This is a genomic window from Betaproteobacteria bacterium, from assembly GCA_016720065.1.
Classification (GTDB): Bacteria; Pseudomonadota; Gammaproteobacteria; order Burkholderiales; family Rhodocyclaceae; genus SSSZ01.
Genome location: JADJXY010000001.1, coordinates 165,690 through 183,578 on the forward strand (window position 1 = coordinate 165,690; position 17,889 = coordinate 183,578).

General features: G+C 66.0%; 13 protein-coding genes. 6 read left to right on the forward strand and 7 right to left on the reverse strand.

The window, feature by feature from the left end:
- Positions 1-15 precede the first annotated feature (15 nt).
- From IPM73_00825 to IPM73_00835, 3 genes are all read right to left on the reverse strand, one after another.
- On the reverse strand, positions 16-1,389 hold the full coding sequence (locus IPM73_00825) for an EAL domain-containing protein (GenBank protein ID MBK8916638.1): 1,374 nt from the start codon (positions 1,387-1,389) through the stop codon (positions 16-18).
- A 32-nt stretch (positions 1,390-1,421) separates the two neighbouring features.
- Entirely contained in the window at positions 1,422-2,735 is a 1,314-nt protein-coding gene (locus tag IPM73_00830; GenBank protein MBK8916639.1) for an HD-GYP domain-containing protein, read from the reverse strand.
- 156 nt (positions 2,736-2,891) lie between these two features.
- Positions 2,892-3,563 (reverse strand): GntR family transcriptional regulator, encoded by a 672-nt coding sequence (locus tag IPM73_00835; protein MBK8916640.1) that lies wholly within the window; start codon positions 3,561-3,563, stop codon positions 2,892-2,894.
- 150 nt (positions 3,564-3,713) lie between these two features.
- Between IPM73_00835 and scpA the strand changes: the two genes are divergently transcribed.
- From scpA to gluQRS, 5 genes are all read left to right on the forward strand, one after another.
- Positions 3,714-5,870: a methylmalonyl-CoA mutase gene (gene scpA / locus IPM73_00840; protein ID MBK8916641.1), complete on the forward strand. Its 2,157-nt coding sequence runs from the start codon at positions 3,714-3,716 to the stop codon at positions 5,868-5,870.
- A gap of 62 nt (positions 5,871-5,932) precedes the next feature.
- Positions 5,933-7,279: a methylmalonyl Co-A mutase-associated GTPase MeaB gene (gene meaB / locus IPM73_00845; protein MBK8916642.1), complete on the forward strand. Its 1,347-nt coding sequence runs from the start codon at positions 5,933-5,935 to the stop codon at positions 7,277-7,279.
- 26 nt (positions 7,280-7,305) lie between these two features.
- Entirely contained in the window at positions 7,306-8,841 is a 1,536-nt protein-coding gene (locus tag IPM73_00850; GenBank protein ID MBK8916643.1) for an acyl-CoA carboxylase subunit beta, read from the forward strand.
- A 172-nt stretch (positions 8,842-9,013) separates the two neighbouring features.
- A complete protein-coding gene (accC, locus tag IPM73_00855) occupies positions 9,014-11,017 on the forward strand; it encodes an acetyl-CoA carboxylase biotin carboxylase subunit (protein ID MBK8916644.1) in 2,004 nt (667 codons plus the stop codon).
- A gap of 627 nt (positions 11,018-11,644) precedes the next feature.
- Positions 11,645-12,559, forward strand: a complete 915-nt coding sequence (gluQRS, locus tag IPM73_00860; protein MBK8916645.1) for a tRNA glutamyl-Q(34) synthetase GluQRS — start codon at positions 11,645-11,647, stop codon at positions 12,557-12,559.
- On the opposite strand, the gene clsB is transcribed toward gluQRS, so the two are convergent.
- From clsB to IPM73_00880, 4 genes are read right to left on the reverse strand one after another with little or no spacing between them, the layout of a single operon-like run.
- Entirely contained in the window at positions 12,549-13,745 is a 1,197-nt protein-coding gene (clsB, locus tag IPM73_00865) for a cardiolipin synthase ClsB (GenBank protein MBK8916646.1), read from the reverse strand. The genes gluQRS and clsB overlap by 11 nt on opposite strands.
- Positions 13,746-13,751: 6 nt before the next feature.
- Positions 13,752-14,510 carry an endonuclease/exonuclease/phosphatase family protein gene (locus IPM73_00870; GenBank protein ID MBK8916647.1) on the reverse strand — a complete coding sequence of 253 codons (759 nt, stop codon included), beginning with the start codon at positions 14,508-14,510 and terminating at the stop codon, positions 13,752-13,754.
- A gap of 6 nt (positions 14,511-14,516) precedes the next feature.
- Entirely contained in the window at positions 14,517-15,602 is a 1,086-nt protein-coding gene (gene nadA / locus IPM73_00875; GenBank protein MBK8916648.1) for a quinolinate synthase NadA, read from the reverse strand.
- Positions 15,603-15,653: 51 nt separating this feature from the next.
- Positions 15,654-16,106 (reverse strand): rhodanese-like domain-containing protein, encoded by a 453-nt coding sequence (locus IPM73_00880; protein MBK8916649.1) that lies wholly within the window; start codon positions 16,104-16,106, stop codon positions 15,654-15,656.
- A gap of 318 nt (positions 16,107-16,424) precedes the next feature.
- Between IPM73_00880 and glnA the strand changes: the two genes are divergently transcribed.
- A complete protein-coding gene (glnA, locus tag IPM73_00885) occupies positions 16,425-17,840 on the forward strand; it encodes a type I glutamate--ammonia ligase (GenBank protein MBK8916650.1) in 1,416 nt (471 codons plus the stop codon).
- Positions 17,841-17,889 lie beyond the last annotated feature (49 nt).

The window sequence follows — 17,889 nt, forward strand, 5'->3', positions numbered from 1 at the left end:
GCCGCTGCCGACCGCCTACTTTGCTTTGCGTGGGGGGCTGCGGCGCCGCCGGCGGACCGGCTTCGGGGGGGGCGGGGGAAAGCGCTCGTGGCGTTGCCGCCACCAGGGGATGAATTCGTCCAGGGGCAGCGCGGCAGCGTAGTGAAAACCCTGGGCCAGGTCGCAGCCCAGGTGGGCGACCGCCGCGGCGACCGCGGACGATTCCACCCCTTCGGCGAGGACCCGCATCTTGAGGCGGTGGGCCAGGCGGACGACGGCCGCGATGATCTCCCGGTCCCGCTTGGACTCCGCCGCGTTGCGCACGAAGCTCTGGTCGATCTTCACTTCCTGGACGGGTAGGCGCTGCAGGTAGCTCATGCCTGCGTAGCCGGTGCCGAAATCGTCGATGGCCAGATCGACGCCCAGGGTGCGCAGGCGCTGCAACACCTCGATGACCGGTTCGGTCTCCTCGATCATGGACGTCTCGGTGAGTTCCAGGCGCAGGCTGGCGGCGGGGATAGCCCAGGTGGCCAGACTCTGGGCCATGAGATCGGGCAGTTCGCTGTCCAGCAGGTCGTTGGCCGTCAGGTTGATGGCCAGGGTGAGGGCGACGCCCGCGCCGGTCAGGCGCTCCTGGGTCTGCATGGCCTGTTGCAGCAGCCAGCGGTTGAAGACCTTGCGCAGGCCCAGGCGCTCGATTCCGGCCAGGACGCGGGGGGGGACTTCGTGCAGGCCGTCCTTGCGACGCAGGCGCAGCAGGGCTTCGGCCCCGACGCAGGCGCCGCTGGCCAGGTCGATTTGCGGCTGCAGGTGCAGTGCGAGTCCGGTGCCGTCGCTGAGGGCGTTGCGCAAATCGGCGTGCAGGGCGCGCTGGTCGCCGCTGGCCTGTTCGAACTCCGGCCGGTAGAGGGCGTGGCCCGCCGGTTCCGCCGCGGCCGCCAGACGGGCGATGCGGGCCGACTGAACGAGGTGCAGCGCATCTTCGCCATCGTCCGGCCACAGGGCGCCGCCACATTGGGTGACGAAGGTGTGGAGGCCGTCCAGGGTGGCCAGGGGGTCCATGAAACTCCCCTGCAAACGCATCATGGCCAGGTGCACCGGGGCGCCCCCAGGCAGATCGGGCAGTACCGCGAGCCATTCCCAGTGACTCATGGAATAGAGTCTGTCCTTCCCTTGCAGCAGGCCGGTGAGGCGGCGGGTGATGTCGGCGCGCAGGAGCTGTGCCGCCTCCGGCGTGAGGCGAAGCAGGGTGGCGTCGGCCACCACGGAAAAGGCGACGATGCCCAGGCTGCGTTCACCGTGGCGGCGTGCCAGATGGGGAATCTCGACCAGCGCCGAGGCGTAACGGGGCAGGCCGGTGACGTGGTCCACCAGATCGTTGTGGAGTGACGCGAAGGGGCTGGTGTTCATCGCGGGAGATCGGTCCTTTGATCCACGGCCGGTCAGCCGAGATAGTATTCCGCGGGGTCGATGCCGTAGGCGTCGGCCGGCAGGGCGCGCACGATGCGGCAGGCTTCCCCGGTGCCGGTACTGGGCTCCATGAGGAGATCCAGGGTGCGCGGGCGCCGCTCGGGACTCTTGTCCGGACCCAGGATGACGAGCACCCGTGGCTTCAGACGGCGGATGTGGTTCTGCTGGATGACGACGGCGACTTCGCCACTGTTCAACTCGACCAGGCTGCCGATGGGATAGATGCCCATGCACTGGATGAACTGGTCGATGACCGCTTCCCGGAAGAGGGAGCCCCGCAGGCGGATCAGGGATTCCAGGGCGTGCTGGCTGGAGACTGCGGCCTGGTAGGCCCGCTGGCGGATCATGGCGCAGTAGCAGTCCACCACGCCGGCCAGTTCCGCGTTGAGGCCCAGGCGTTCGCCGTGCAGGCGGCGGGGATAACCGCTGCCGTCGCGGCGTTCGTGGTGGCTGGCGACGATGTCCAGCACCTCGACGGGAAAGCCGCGCCGGCTCACCAGGATTTCCAGGGAGCTCGCCACGTGGGACTGGACCAGGGCGTATTCCTCCGCCTCCAGCGGTCCCGGGCGGTTGAGGATTTCCTGGGGCAAATCCACCTTGCCGACATCCTGCATGAGGCCCGCCAGACCGAGCATTTCCACCGTCTTGCCCGGAAGCCCGAGAAAGCGCCCGAAGACCATCATGTGCACCGAGACATCGACGGCGTGATCGTAGGAATACTGGTCGGCGCTCTTCAGGCGCGAAAGCCAGATCATGGCGTCCGGATTGCGTTCCACGCCCAGGGCCATCTCGCCGACCAGGCTGCCCACCTGGGCGAGGTCGGGCGTGGCCTGGGCATCGACGCAATCCCGGATGCTCTTCAGGGCGGCGCGGACGTCATCGACGATGGGGGCGGAATACAACAGCTCCGCTTCGAGCCGGCTCTGCTCGTCCACGTTGCGGATGAGGGGCAGTTGCTCGTAGCGCCGGCTGTGGGGCTCAAGGCGCAACATGCGGCAGATGGCGGCGAAATCGTCGTCCAGGGCCTCCTCGACCCCCTGGAAAGCCAGGGCGGGCAGGCCGCGGCTGGGGGATTCAGCGGCCACCTCGCGGCCGGTTTGGTGTCTGCCCAGGGAGCGACTGCGGTCGATGCTCACCGTGCGGCACAGGCGGCGCAGGGTGGCGATCTGCTCGTCGTTTTCGACCAGGAAACCTTGCAGGGGGAAGGGCGTGTCGAGCCAGGGCCGGTCGAGTTCGACGACGAACATGCCGGCGGCGACGGCGTCGCTCGCAATGACGGCCTTCACGGCAGGGCTCCCGGGGGTGATGGAAAGGCCCCAAGTCTACCGCGGATGCCGCCCGCGTAGCTCTGCTCCTGGTCAAAGCGGGGCTTGGGTCGGCGGCGGGCCGAAAAGGCCGCCCATCGTCGTCCTGAGGATGGGCGCAGCCGGAGGGCTACAGGATCATGCCGCCTTGGGCTGGGTGTCGTGCTGCATCTTGGCCAGGGCTTCCCGGCCGGACAGCAGGTGATCGTGCATGGCGGTCTCCGCCGCCGCAGGCTGGCCGGCGCGGATGGCGGCCAGGATGGTCCGGTGCTCGTCCAGCGACTGTTGCAGGCGGCCTTCCAGGGACAGGGAGTGCAGCCGGGAAAGCTTGAGTACCTTGCGCAGATCCTGGATGACCGAAAGGGTCCAGCGGTTGCCGGCCAGTTCCTGGATTCGGCGGTGAAAGAGTTGATTGGCCTCGAAAAAGGCTTCGATGCGTCCTTCCCGGGCGCTTTCCTCCAGGGTGTCGTGGATGGCGGTCAGGGCCTCGACGTCCGCCCGGGTTGCCCGCCGCACGGCTTCGGCGGCGCAGCGGCCCTCCAGGAGCGCCATGAGGGGAAAGATGTCGTCCAGGTCATCGGCGCTGATTTCGGTGACGTAACAGCCACGGCGGGGCTTGAGCGTGACCAGTCCTTCGGAGGCCAGCACCTTGAGGGCTTCCCGGAGCGGCGTCCGGGAAATGCCGTATTGCTCGGCGAGCTTTTGTTCATCTATCCAGGTGCCCGGCGGCAGTTCGTGGGCGAAGATGCGCTGGCGCAGACGCTCGGCGACTTCCTGGTAGAGGGCGGTGGGGGCAATGCGATGGGTCATCCTGTTGTCTCTCTAAAAGGGCAGGCCCGGCTTGATTCCGTAATTATGGATGCAGTATTATACGCCCACTGCACTTTTTTGCTCTTGTACCGGCGTAGAATTTTGAATTCTGCATCAATGGTACACAAATTCGAACTTGCGAGGCTTGCCATGTCCGAGACGTATCACGATTCGAACCATTTGGATGCTTGGGAGAAACTGGCGGCCAAACAGGCCCCCGGCGGGGACGTGGCCAAGCTCGCCTGGAGCACTCCCGAAGGCCTCGAGGTCAAGGCGCTCTACACCAGACGAGATATCGAGAGCCTGCCCTACACCGACACCCTGCCCGGCCTCGACCCCTTCCTGCGCGGCCCGCAGCCGACCATGTATGCGGTGAAGCCGTGGACTATCCGCCAGTACGCCGGGTTCTCCACCGCCGAGGCTTCCAACGCCTTCTACCGCAAGGCCCTGGCCGCCGGCGGCCAGGGGATTTCGGTCGCCTTCGATCTGGCCACGCACCGCGGCTACGATTCCGACAATCCCCGGGTTCTCGGCGACGTCGGCAAGGCCGGCGTGGCCATCGATTCGGTCGAGGACATGAAGATTCTGTTCGACGGTATTCCGCTGGACAAGATTTCCGTCTCCATGACCATGAACGGCGCCGTGCTGCCCATCCTGGCCGGCTACATCGTCGCCGCCGAGGAGCAGGGCGTGGCCCAGGCGCAGCTTTCCGGCACCATCCAGAACGACATCCTCAAGGAGTTCATGGTGCGGAACACCTATATCTATCCGCCCAAGCCTTCGATGCGGATCATCGCCGACATCTTCGGCTACACCGCGCAGCACATGCCGAAGTTCAACTCCATCTCGATCTCGGGTTATCACATCCAGGAGGCCGGCGGGAATCAGGCTATCGAGCTGGCCTTCACCCTGGCCGACGGCATGGAATACGTGCGCACGGGCGTCGCTTCGGGCATGGACGTGGACGCCTTTGCCGGCCGCCTGTCCTTCTTCTGGGCGGTGGGCATGAATTTCTACCTGGAAATCGCCAAGATGCGCGCCGCCCGGCTGCTGTGGCACCGCATCATGAGCGGCTTCAATGCCAAGAGCGCCAAGTCGAAGATGCTGCGCACCCACAGCCAGACCTCCGGCTGGTCGCTTACCGAGCAGGACCCCTACAACAACGTGGTGCGGACGACCATCGAGGCCATGGCGGCGGTCTTCGGCGGTACCCAGTCCCTGCACACCAACGCCCTGGACGAGGCCATCGCCCTGCCGACGGAATTTTCCGCCCGCATCGCCCGCAACACCCAGCTCATCATCCAGGAAGAAACCCACATCCCCAACGTCATCGACCCCTGGGCCGGCTCCTACATGATGGAGAAGCTCACCCAGGACATGGCCGACAAGGCCTGGGGCATCATCGAGGAAATCGAGGCCATGGGCGGCATGACCAAGGCCGTCGAGTCCGGCTGGGCCAAGATGCAGGTGGAAACCTGCGCCGCCGACAAGCAGGCGCGCATCGATTCGGGCAAGGACGTCATCGTCGGCGTCAACAAGTACAAGCTGGCCAGGGAAGACGCCATCGACATTCTCGATATCGACAACCACGCCGTGCGCGAGGCCCAGATCGCCCGCCTGAAGAGCATCCGCGCGACCCGCGATGCGGCTGCCGTCAGCGCCGCCCTCGACGCCCTCACCCGCTGCGCCGAGACCGGCGACGGCAATCTCCTCGACCTGACGGTCAAGGCCATCCGCCTGCGGGCGACCGTGGGCGAAGTTTCGGATGCGCTGGAGAAAATCTTCGGCCGCTTCCGCGCCAACAACCAGACCATTTCCGGCGTCTATGGAGGTGTCGTGGAAGGACAGGACAACTGGGAATCTCTCAAGGCCGAGGTGGCGAAATTTGCCGAGGAAGAAGGCCGCCGTCCCCGGGTGATGATCGCCAAACTGGGCCAGGACGGCCACGACCGGGGCGCCAAGGTGGTGGCCACCGCCTACGCCGACCTGGGCTTCGACATCGACATGGGGCCGCTCTTCCAGACCCCCGAAGAAGCTGCCCGCCAGGCCGTCGAAAACGATGTGCACGCCATCGGCTGCTCGTCCCTGGCCGCCGGTCACAAGACCCTGGTGCCGCAGCTGATCCAGGCGCTGAAGGACCAGGGCGCGGACGACATCATCGTCTTTGCCGGCGGCGTCATCCCGGCCCAGGACTACGATGCCCTCTACGCGGCCGGCGCCAAGGCCATCTTCGGCCCCGGCACCCGCATCGAGGATTCGGCGAAGAAGGTGCTGGAAGAGATCAAGAAGGCACGCAGCACGACCTAAACACTGATCCCCACCACCGTTCGCCCTGAGCCTGTCGAAGGGCGTTGCCACGAGAACTGCGATTGAAACCATTCTTCGTCTACCTGCTGCGTTGCGCCGATGCCACCTATTACTGCGGCCACACGGATGACCTGGAACTGCGCATGCAGCAGCATGCGACGGGAAGGATCGGTCATACCGCCGTGCGCAAGCCGGTGACCTTGGTTTGGCAGGGGGGGTTTGAGAAACGCGAGGAAGCGCTGGCCTTCGAGCGGCAGATCAAGGGCTGGTCGCGGGCGAAAAAGGAGGCCTTGATCGCTGGAAATTGGCCTGAAATCAGCAGGCTGGCGCGATCCCGTCAGCTTGGCGGCGAAGGAACAAGCCCGGGGCAAAGCGCCCTTCGACAGGCTCAGAGCGAACGGTGCGGGGAGCGTGGGGGGGGGGTCGGGACTGTCGCGCTTGCCGACCAGACCCTCATCGACGGTGTCCTGGCCGGGCAGCGGCGTGCCCTGGCCAAGGCCATCACGCTCATCGAATCGACCCGCGGCGATCACCAACTGCGGGCGCAACAGGTGCTCAACGCCCTCTTGCCCCATAGCGGGCAGGCCATCCGGGTCGGCATCTCGGGGGTGCCGGGGGTGGGGAAGTCGTCCTTCATCGAGGCCCTGGGCACTTGGCTCATCGACCGGGGCCACCGGCTGGCGGTGCTGGCGGTGGACCCGTCCTCCACGGTTTCCGGGGGCTCCATCCTGGGCGACAAGACGCGCATGGAGACCCTTTGCCAGCGGGAGGAAGCCTTCATCCGCCCCAGTCCTTCCGCGGGTTCCCTGGGGGGCGTGGCCGAAAAGACGCGGGAAGCCATGCTGCTGTGCGAGGCTGCCGGCTTCGACGTCATCATCGTCGAGACGGTGGGGGTGGGCCAGTCGGAAACCACGGTGGCCGGCATGGTCGATATCTTCTGCCTCCTGCAGTTGCCCAACGCCGGCGACGACTTGCAGGCCATCAAGAAAGGCATCGTCGAAATCGCTGATCTGGTGGTCATCAACAAGGCCGATATCGACCCCCGGGCGACGGCGGTGGCCAGGGCCCAGTGGAAGAACGCCCTGCACTGGCTGCGCCCTGCATCTCCGCTCTGGCATCCCCCGGTCCTGGCCACCAGTGCCCTCAAGCGGGAGGGCCTGACCGAATTCTGGCAAGCCGTCGAGGACTATCGGGCGGTCCTCACCCCGGGAGGGGAATTTGCCGCCAAAAGGCAGCGCCAGGCCCGCGCCTGGATGGACCAGTTGATCGATTCCGGATTGCGGCAATATTTCCGCTACCATCCGGGGGTTCGTGAAACCCTGCCGGAACTGATCCAAGCCGTCGAAGACGGTCGCACCACCCCAACCGCCGCAGCCCGGGCCTTGCTTGGCCGCTTGCGGGACAAATAACAGTGACCGAACACTCGGAGATTTTCATGCACGACATCATTCGCCAGCTGGACGAAAAGCGCAGCATGGCCCGCCTCGGCGGCGGCCAGCAGCGCATCGACAGCCAGCACAAGAAGGGCAAGCTCACCGCCCGGGAAAGAATAGAACTTCTGCTCGACCCGCAATCCTTCGAGGAATGGGATTTCTTCAAGGAACACCGCTGCGTCGACTTCGGCATGGACCAGGCGGAAAAGCCGCCGGGGGATGGCGTGGTGGTGGGCTATGGCACCATCAACGGCCGTCTGGTCTTCGTTTTCGCCCAGGATTTCACCGTTTTCGGCGGCTCGCTTTCCGAGACCCATGCGGAAAAGATCTGCAAGGTCATGGACCACGCCATCAAGGTGGGGGCGCCGCTGATCGGCATCAACGATTCCGGGGGCGCCCGCATCCAGGAGGGCGTCGCCTCCCTGGGGGGTTACGCCGAGGTGTTCCAGCGCAACGCCATGGCCTCCGGGGTCATCCCGCAGATTTCCATGGTCATGGGCCCCTGTGCGGGCGGCGCCGTCTATAGCCCGTCGATGACCGACTTCATCTTCATGGTCAAGGACAGCTCCTACATGTTCGTCACCGGCCCGGAGGTGGTGAAGACCGTCACCCACGAGGAAGTCACCGCCGAGGAACTGGGGGGCGCCGTCACCCATACCACCCGATCAGGGGTGGCCGACCTGGCCTTCGAGAACGACGTCGAGGCCCTGGCCATGTTGCGCCGCTTCATCAACTTCCTGCCGGCCAGCAATCGCGAAAAGCCCCCGGTCATGCCCACCAACGATCCGGCCGGGCGCATGGATTACTCTCTCGACACTCTGGTGCCCGACAATCCCAACGCCGCCTACGACATGGGCGAGTTGATCGTCAAGGTGGCCGACGACGGCGATTTCTTCGAGCTTCAGCCCGACTACGCCCGCAACATCATCATCGGCTTCATGCGCATCAGCGGCCACCCGGTGGGCGTCGTTGCCAACCAGCCCCTGGTGCTGGCCGGTTGCCTCGACATCAAGTCCTCCATCAAGGCCGCACGCTTCGTACGCTTCTGTGACGCCTTCAACATTCCCGTCGTCACCTTTGTGGACGTCCCCGGCTTCATGCCCGGCACCTCCCAGGAATACGGCGGCATCATCAAGCACGGTGCCAAGCTGCTCTACGCCTACGCCGAATGCACCGTACCCAAGGTGACCATCATCACCCGCAAGGCCTACGGCGGCGCCTACGACGTGATGAGTTCCAAGCACCTGCGCGGCGACGTGAACCTCGCCTGGCCCTCGGCCGAAATCGCCGTCATGGGCCCCAAGGGTGCCGTGGAAATCATCTTCCGCGAAGAAAAGAACGATCCCGCCAAGCTTGCCGAGCGTGAAGCCGAGTACAAGGCCAAGTTCGCCAATCCCTTCGTGGCCGGCGCCCGCGGCTTCATCGACGACGTCATCATGCCCCACGCCACGAGGAAGCGCATCGCCCGCTCCCTGGCCATGCTGCGCGACAAGAAAGTGGAAAACCCGTGGAGGAAGCACGGGAACATTCCGCTTTGAGCGAAACGTGAAAGGTGAAGGGTGAAACGCGGAGGCGTCCAGGGGTACTCAACGCGGGTCGCCGGTTTCACCGACGGATGAACATGAAGGGTGATGCAGGAAAAGTGAAGGCCGTGGCCAGGCGCCACATTTCACATTTCAGGGCCCACCTTTCACTAACAAGGAACATCACATGTTCACAAAAATTCTGATCGCGAACCGGGGAGAAATCGCCTGCCGCGTCATCAAGACCGCCCGCCGAATGGGCATCAGGACCGTGGCCGTCTACTCCGAGGCCGACAGGGATGCCCTGCACGTGGATCTGGCCGACGAAGCCGTGTGCATCGGCCCTGCGGCCTCGAAAGCGTCCTATCTGGCCATGGACAAGATCATCGCCGCCTGCAAGCAGACCGGCGCCCAGGCGGTGCACCCGGGCTACGGCTTTCTCTCGGAAAACGCCGAGTTCTCCCGTCGCCTGGAGGAAGAAGGCATCAAATTCATCGGCCCCAAGCATTACTCGGTGGCCAAGATGGGCGACAAGATCGAATCCAAGAAGCTCGCCATCGCCGCCCAGGTCAACACCATTCCCGGCTACAACGACGCCATCGCCGGTCCGGATCAGGCGGTGGAAATCGCCCGCAAGATCGGCTACCCGGTCATGATCAAGGCTTCCGCCGGCGGTGGGGGCAAGGGCCTGCGCGTGGCCTACAACGATGCACAAGCCCACGAAGGCTTCACCTCCTGCGTCAATGAGGCCCGCAATTCCTTCGGCGACGACCGCGTCTTCATCGAAAAATACGTTCTGGAACCGCGCCACATCGAAATCCAGGTGCTGGGCGACTCCCACGGCAATTACGTATACCTCAACGAGCGTGACTGCTCCATCCAGCGCCGCCACCAGAAAGTCATCGAAGAAGCCCCGTCCCCCTTCGTCGACGCCGAAATGCGCAAGGCCATGGGCGAGCAGGCCGTGGCCCTGGCTAGAGCCGTCGATTATGAATCCGCCGGCACTGTCGAGTTCGTCGTCTCCGGCGCCACCAAGGAGTTCTATTTCCTGGAAATGAACACCCGCCTCCAGGTCGAACACCCGGTCACCGAACTCATCACCGGCCTCGATCTGGTGGAGCAGATGATCCGCGTCGCCCACGGCGAAAAACTGCCCCTCACCCAGGCGGACGTCGGCATCGACGGTTGGGCCATGGAATGCCGCATCAATGCCGAAGACCCCTTCCGTGGCTTCCTGCCCTCTACAGGCCGCCTGGTCAAGTTCGCCCCGCCGGCAGAAATTCCCGGCCAACTGCGCGTCGACACCGGCGTGTACGACGGCGGCGAAATCTCCATGTACTACGACTCGATGATCGCCAAGCTCATCGTCCACGGCGCCACCCGGGAGCAGGCCATCGCCCGCATGCGGGACGCTCTCAACACCTTCGTCATCCGCGGCATCTCCTCCAACATCCCCTTCCAGGCTGCGCTGATGCAACATCCGCGCTTCCAGTCCGGCATCTTCGACACCGGCTTCATCGCCAAGGAATACCCCAATGGCTTCGACGCCTCCATGGTGCCCCACGACGATCCAGCCCTCCTCGTTTCCGTCGCCGCCTACGTCTACCGGGCCTACACCGACCGCGGCGCCTCGGTCTCCGGCCAGCTCGAAGGCCATGAACGCATCGTCGGTGACCACTGGATGGTCGTGCGCCTCAGCCCCCGCGGCAAAGAAAACCACGCCGTCGTCGCCCGGCCGATCTGCGGCGGATACCACGTCGAATACCAGGGGCGGGAATACGAAATCCTTTCCGACTGGCAACTGGGACAATCCCTTTTCAGCGGAACCTGCAACGGCGAAGCCTTCACCCTCCAGGTCGAACGCAACAAGACCCGCTACAGCCTATTCCACTGGGGTACCCGCGCCGACTTCATGGTCATGAGCGCCCGCGCCGCGGAACTCCTCGCCCTCATGCCGGAAAAAGCCGCCCCCGACCTCTCCAAATTCCTCCTCTCCCCCATGCCCGGCCTCCTGCGCGAAATCGCCGTCAAGGCCGGCCAGGAAGTCAAAGCCGGCGAAAAACTCGCGGTCATCGAAGCCATGAAGATGGAAAACATCCTCAAAGCCGACCAGGACTGCAAAGTCAAAAAAATCACCGCCACCCCCGGCGAAAGCCTCACGGTGGATCAGGTGATCGTGGAGTTTGAGTAACCCGGCGGACGGCGGAGCAGGGGCCCCGGCCGCAGGCCGGGGATGCGACCCGAAGCCGGGTTGAAGCCGCCCGGTACGCTGTGTGGTTCCGGACGGGGCGGCCCGGCGGACGGCGGAGCAGGGGCCCCGGCCGCAGGCCGGGGATGCGACCCGAAGCCGGGTTGAAGCCGCCCGGTACGCTGTGTGGTTCCGGACGGGGCGGCCCGGCGGACGGCGGAGCAGGGGCCCCGGCCGCAGGCCGGGGATGCGACCCGAAGCCGGGTTGAAGCCGCCCGGTACGCTGTGTGGTTCCGGACGGGGCGGCCCGGCGGACGGCGGAGCAGGGGCCCCGGCCGCAGGCCGGGGATGCGACCCGAAGCCGGGTTGAAGCCGCCCGGTACGCTGTGTGGTTCCGGACGGGGCGGCCCGGCGGACGGCGGAGCAGGGGCCCCGGCCGCAGGCCGGGGATGCGACCCGAAGCCGGGTTGAAGCCGCCCGGTACGCTGTGTGGTTCCGGACGGGGCGGCCCGGCGGACGGCGGAGCAGGGGCCCCGGCCGCAGGCCGGGGATGCGACCCGAAGCCGGGTTGAAACCGCCGGGATGCGTCGACCGGCGCGTCCAACTGAGGTTTCGAGGATAATTTTCCCCATGCCCTCGCCAGCCCGTTTCCCGTCCTACCGCGGCCGCTTCGCGCCTTCGCCCAGCGGGCCGCTGCATTTTGGCTCCCTGGTGGCGGCGGTGGGTAGCGCCCTGGACGCCTGGACCCAGGGGGGCGAGTGGCGCGTGCGCATGGAGGATGTGGATCGGCCGCGGACCGTTGCCGGGGCCGCCGGCGCCATTCTGCGCACACTGGAGGCCTTTGGCTTCGCTTGGGACGGGCCTGTCCTCTACCAGAGCGAGCGGTCGGAGGCCTATGCGGAAGCGCTGCACCGTCTACTCCAGGCGGGGATGGCCTATGGCTGCGCCTGTTCTCGCCGGGAAATCGCCGATTCCGCCCTGGGCGAAGCGGTGGACGGGGGGCTCGTGTACCCGGGCACCTGCCGGGGCGGTCTGCCGCCCGGGCGCGCGCCCCGGGCCTGGCGCCTGCTCACCGACGCTGGGGAAACGGCCTTCGATGACCGCCTGCAGGGCCGGATGGCGCAACGCCTCGCGTCCGACGTGGGGGACTTCGTCCTGTTGCGGGCCGATGGCTGTTACGCCTACCAGTTGGCGGTGGTGGTGGACGACGCCGCCCAGGGCATCACCCACGTTGTGCGCGGGGCCGACCTCATCGCTTCGACGCCGCGTCAGCTTTGGCTGCAAGCCTGCCTGGGCCTGCCGGCCCCAGCCTACGCCCACCTGCCGGTGGCGGTGAACGGGGCCGGCGAGAAACTTTCCAAGCAGACCCGCGCCCGGCCCCTGGATCGCGCGGCTGCCCCAGCCGAGCTGTGCCGGGCGCTGGACTTCCTGGGGCAGCGGCCACCGCAGGAACTGGCATCCGCTCCGGTGGCCGAGGTGTGGGCCTGGGCCCGGGAGCACTGGTCCTTCGCCGCGCTCCCGCGGCAGCGGGCGATCAGGGTTTGAGGCCGGGATCTTCCCGCCGCGACAGCCGGGGGCCGAATCCGGCCAGGCCGACCAGGGCGCGCACCGCGCCGTAGCTGATCCAGCGTAGCAGCCGGGAGTACCAAGGCAGGCGGGCGAGGTCGCCGGGGAGGATTTCCACCGCTCCGGTGGCCATGGCGGCGTCGAGACGTCCGTGCAGTTCCCGGGCGAAATCCGGGTCGCGCACGGCGAGGTTGCCTTCCTTGGCCAAAAAGAGGCTGAAGGGGTCGATATTCGATGACCCCACCGTCGCCCAGCGGTCATCGACCACGGCCACCTTGGCGTGGAGAAAGCTGCGCCGGTACTCGAAGATGCGGATGCCGTCGGCCAGCAGGCTGGCGTACAGGGTGCGTGAGGCGTACTGCATGAGGGGATGGTCGCTGACGCCCTGGAGCAGGATGGTCACCGCCACGCCTCGCCGGGCGGCGGCCCGCAGGGCGTGGCGGAAGCGGAAGCCGGGCAGGAAGTAGGCGTTGGCGATGAGCACCTGGCCGCGGGCCGAGGCGATGGCGACGAGGTAGGCATCGAGGATGTCGTTGCGGTGGCGGAAGCTGTCGCGGCGCAGGAAGGCGGCGATCTGGCCTTCCGCCTCCGGGCACTCGGGCGGCGTCAGGCTGCGGATGCGGTAGCGCCGCTTGAAACTGGCCCACACGACGATTTCCCACATGCGCGCCACGGCGGCGTGAACCTGCGCCACCACCGGCCCTTCCACACGCACGGCATAGTCATAGCGGGGGCGCATGGTGGGCGGCGCGTTGTCGTCGTCCACCACGTTGATGCCGCCGACGAAGGCCACGCGGGCGTCGATGACCGCCAGCTTGCGGTGCAGGCGCCGCAGGCGGTGACGCCGGAAGTTGAAGCGGGTGAGTTCCGGCCGGTAGAGCAGGGCGTACACGCCCGCGGCGCCGAGGCGGGGCAAAAAATCCTGGGGAAAATTACGCCCGCCGAAGCCATCGACCAGCACCTGCACCCGCACACCCCGCGCGGCCGCGTCGATGAGGGCGGCAGCGACGGCTTCGCCCACCGGGTCGGCGGCGAAGATGTAGCTTTCCAGAAAAATCTCCTGCCGGGCGGCGGCGATTTCCGCCAGCAGGGCAGGGAAATACTCGCGCCCCGATTCCAGGAGGGTGAGCCGGTTGCCGGCGCGGTAATCCGCTTTGCTGGCCACGGAGTCTTAGTTGCCGTCCCGAACCAGATGGGCCGAGAGTGCCGCGTGGTCGGAAATCATCGACCAGGGACGGCCGTGATGGACTTCGGTGCGCTCGACATGGAAGCCGCGCACGTAGATGCGGTCGAGGCGAAAGACGGGCAGGGCGGCGGGAAAGCTCTTTACCGGGCGCCCGGCGATGCCGCCGAAGACTTCGGTCAGCCCCAGGCGCTGGGCCAGATGGTCGTCGGCCCGATTGCGCCAGTCGTTGAAGTCGCCGGCGATGATGAGGGGCTCCCCGGGACGCGCCAGGGAATCCAGGTAGTCGGCCAGGGCCTCCATCTGCTTCTTGCGCGAGCGCCCAAAGAGGGAAAGATGGACGCAGACGCAATGTACGACGAGCCCCTGGGCGACGGCGATGCGGCAGTGCAGCAGGCCGCGGCGCTCGAATTGCAGGTGGGTGACGTCCTGGTTGTGGCTGTCCAGGATGGGGAAGCGCGCCAGGATGGCGTTGCCGTGGTGGCCGTGGTCATAAACCATATTGCGGCCGTAGGCCGAAGCCTGCCATGCGTCGGCGGCGAGAAACTCGTGCTGGGGGGCGTCGGGCCAGTCGTTGTGGTTCTCTGCATGGCCGAGGTGCAGGCCCTGGACCTCCTGCAGGAAGACGATGTCCGGCCCCAGGTGGCGCAGACGGTCCCGCAATTCATGGACCATCATGCGCCGGTTGAACTGGGAAAACCCCTTGTGGATGTTGTAGGTGGTGACGTGGAGGGCAGTCTGTCCCATGGGGGATCAGGACACCGCCAGCATGCGGTCCAGGGCCACTTTGGCGGGTTCGGCCTCGTGGGGCGGTACGCGGATGGGGTTGACCACTGCGCCGGCAGCCAGGTTTTCCAGGGTCCAGGCCAGATGTTGCGGGTCGATGCGCTGCATGGTCGAGCACATGCAGATGGTGGTGGCCATGAACTGGACGATCTTGTTGTCCGGCAGCACTTCCCGCGCCAGGCGGTCCACCAGGTTCAATTCGGTGCCCACCAGCCAGCGAGTTCCCGCGGGAGATTCCTTCACCGTGCGCACGATGGCCTCGGTGGAGCCGACGTGGTCGGAAGCGGCGCAGACCTCGAAGGCGCATTCCGGGTGGGCGATGACCCGGCCCTCCGGGTACTTGGCGCGGAAGGCGTCGATATGGCTCTTGCGGAACATCTGGTGCACCGAGCAGTGCCCTTTCCACAGGAGGATGCGGGCGTTCTGGATGCGCTCCGGCGTCAGCCCGCCGAGTTCCTGGTCCGGATCCCAGACTTCCATGGCCTCCAGGGGCAGGCCGAGTTGGTGGCCGGTCCAGCGCCCCAGGTGCTGATCGGGGAAGAAGAGGATGCGCGGGCGGCGTTCGAAGGCCCAGCGGGCAATGGTGCCGGCGTTGGACGAGGTGCACACGATGCCGCCATGGCGGCCGCAAAAGGCCTTCAGGTCGGCGGCCGAGTTGATGTAGGTGACGGGGGTGAATTCGGCTTCCACGTCCAGCACTTCGCCCAGTTCCCGCCAGCAACGCTCCACCTTGGCCAGATTGGCCATGTCGGCCATGGAACAGCCGGCGGCCAGGTCGGGCAGGATGGCCGTCTGGGCCGGGCGCGACATGATGTCCGCCACCTCGGCCATGAAATGCACGCCGCAAAAAACGATGAATTCGGAATCGGCCTGGGCCGCCAGGCGCGAGAGTTTCAGGGAATCCCCGGTCAGGTCGGCATGCTGATAGACGTCGGCCCGCTGGTAGTGGTGGCAGAGCAGGACGGCCTTCTTGCCCAGTTGCGCCCGGGCGGCGCGAATGCGCTCCTGGCATTCGGAATCGGAGAGATCGTTGTAGCGGTCGAAGGGAAGCATGGGGTGAGGCGGGTTGGGCGGTGAGGGGGAGAGGGCTTCTCTATAAAGCCCTCAGGACTGAATCCAGGGCAGGCCAGCGTGGCGCCAGCCGCCTACGGTGCTGCGGTGGCCGGCGGCGTCCTTGTCGCCTTCGAAGCCTTCGAGGACGTTATACGCGCTGGCGAAACCCGCCGTTGCGGCGGCCCGGGCTGCCGCGTCGGAGCGGGCGCCGCTGCGGCAGATGAAGAGCACCGGGGCCTGGGCGTCCACCGCGCGGGTCAGTTGGGCCAGGAAATGTTCGTTGCGGGCGCCGCCGGGATAGAGGTTCCATTCCACCTCGACCGCGCCGGGAATGCGGCCGACCCAGTCGAGTTCGGCCCGGGTGCGCACATCGACGAGGCGAGCCCCGGGGGCGGATTCGAGGACGGTGGCGGCTTCCTGCGCCGTCAGGGCGCCGGCGTAGGGAAGCTTGAGGGCCTGGGCGCGTTCCTGGGCCAGGGCAAGGGTCTCGGTCAGTTTTCCCATGGGAGTCGCCACGTGGAAGGGCCTTGCAGTATAAAACAGTCACCGCTCCCCGGGGCGTTGCCCCCGCCACGACGACCTTCGTCCATGTCCCGAGGCGCCGTCTTCAGTCGGCAGCAAAGCGCACCATAACGGTGCGCAATCGGACATGATGCACCACCGCGGTGCCGTTCTCCGGGGGGTACCTTCTCGAACTCTTTGTGGCAGAATGCAAAGCTTTCGTCAGGATGCGTGGCATGTTTCCTGCTAAAAACGCTCCGCTTTCGCATTCGATTGTCGCCGGTATCGCCGGTATCTTGTTTAGTTAGGAGACTGACCCCCATGGCAACCCCGCAAGACGTGATGAAGATGGTCAAGGAAAACGACGCCAAGTTCGTCGATTTCCGTTTTACCGATACCCGTGGCAAGGAACAGCACGTCACCGTGCCGGTCTCCGCCTTCAGCGAAGACAAGTTCGAAAACGGCCATGCCTTCGATGGCTCCTCCATCGCCGGCTGGAAGGGCATCCAGGCCTCCGACATGCTGCTCATGCCGGACGCCGACACCGCCTACGTCGATCCCTTCTTCGACGAAACCACCGTGGTCATCACCTGCGACGTGGTCGATCCCACCGACGGCCGTGGCTACGACCGCGACCCGCGCTCCATCGCCAAGCGCGCCGAAGCCTACCTGAAGTCCTCCGGCCTGGGCGACACCGCCTACTTCGGCCCGGAACCCGAATTCTTCATCTTCGACGGCGTCGAATGGTCCGTCGACATGTCCGGCTGCTCCCTGAAGATCCACTCCGCCGAAGCGGCCTGGGCCTCCGGCGAGAAGAACGAAGGCATGGGTGCCTCCGGCCACCGTCCCTCCGTCAAGGGCGGCTACTTCCCTGTTCCCCCGGTCGACAGCCTGCACGACATCCGCTCCGCCATGGTCCTGACCCTGGAAGCCTTGGGCGTGCCCGTGGAAGTGCATCACCATGAAGTCGCCAACGCCGGCCAGTGCGAAATCGGTACCGTGTTCAGCACCCTGACCAAGCGCGCCGACTGGACCCAGATCCTCAAGTACGTGGTGCATAACGTTGCCCACCAGTACGGCAAGACCGCCACCTTCATGCCCAAGCCCATCGTGGGCGACAACGGTTCCGGCATGCACGTTCACCAGTCCATCTGGAAGGACGGCAAGAACCTGTTCGCCGGTGACGGCTACGCCGGCCTGTCCGAGTTCGCCCTGTACTACATCGGCGGCATCATCAAGCACGCCAAGGCCCTGAACGCCATCACCAACCCGGGCACCAACTCCTACAAGCGTCTGGTTCCCCACTACGAAGCCCCGGTCAAGCTGGCCTACTCCGCCAAGAACCGTTCCGCTTCCATCCGCATCCCCTTCGTGGCTTCCACCAAGGCTCGCCGCATCGAGACCCGCTTCCCGGATCCCATCGCCAACCCCTACCTGGCCTTCTCCGCCCTCATGATGGCCGGCCTGGACGGCATCCAGAACAAGATTCACCCCGGCGATCCCGCCGACAAGAATCTTTACGATTTGCCGCCGGAAGAAGATGCCAAGATCCCGACCGTCTGCGCCAGCCTGGAAGAAGCCCTCAATGCCCTGGACAAGGACCGCGAATTCCTGACCAAGGGCGGCGTGTTCTCCAACGACTGGATCGATGCCTACATCGACCTGAAGATGGACGAAGTGAACAAGATCCGCATGACCACCCACCCGGTGGAATTCGATCTGTACTACAGCTGCTGAGCGCTCAGGCGCGCCGCGAAAAGGACGGGCTTGCCCGTCCTTTTTTTTG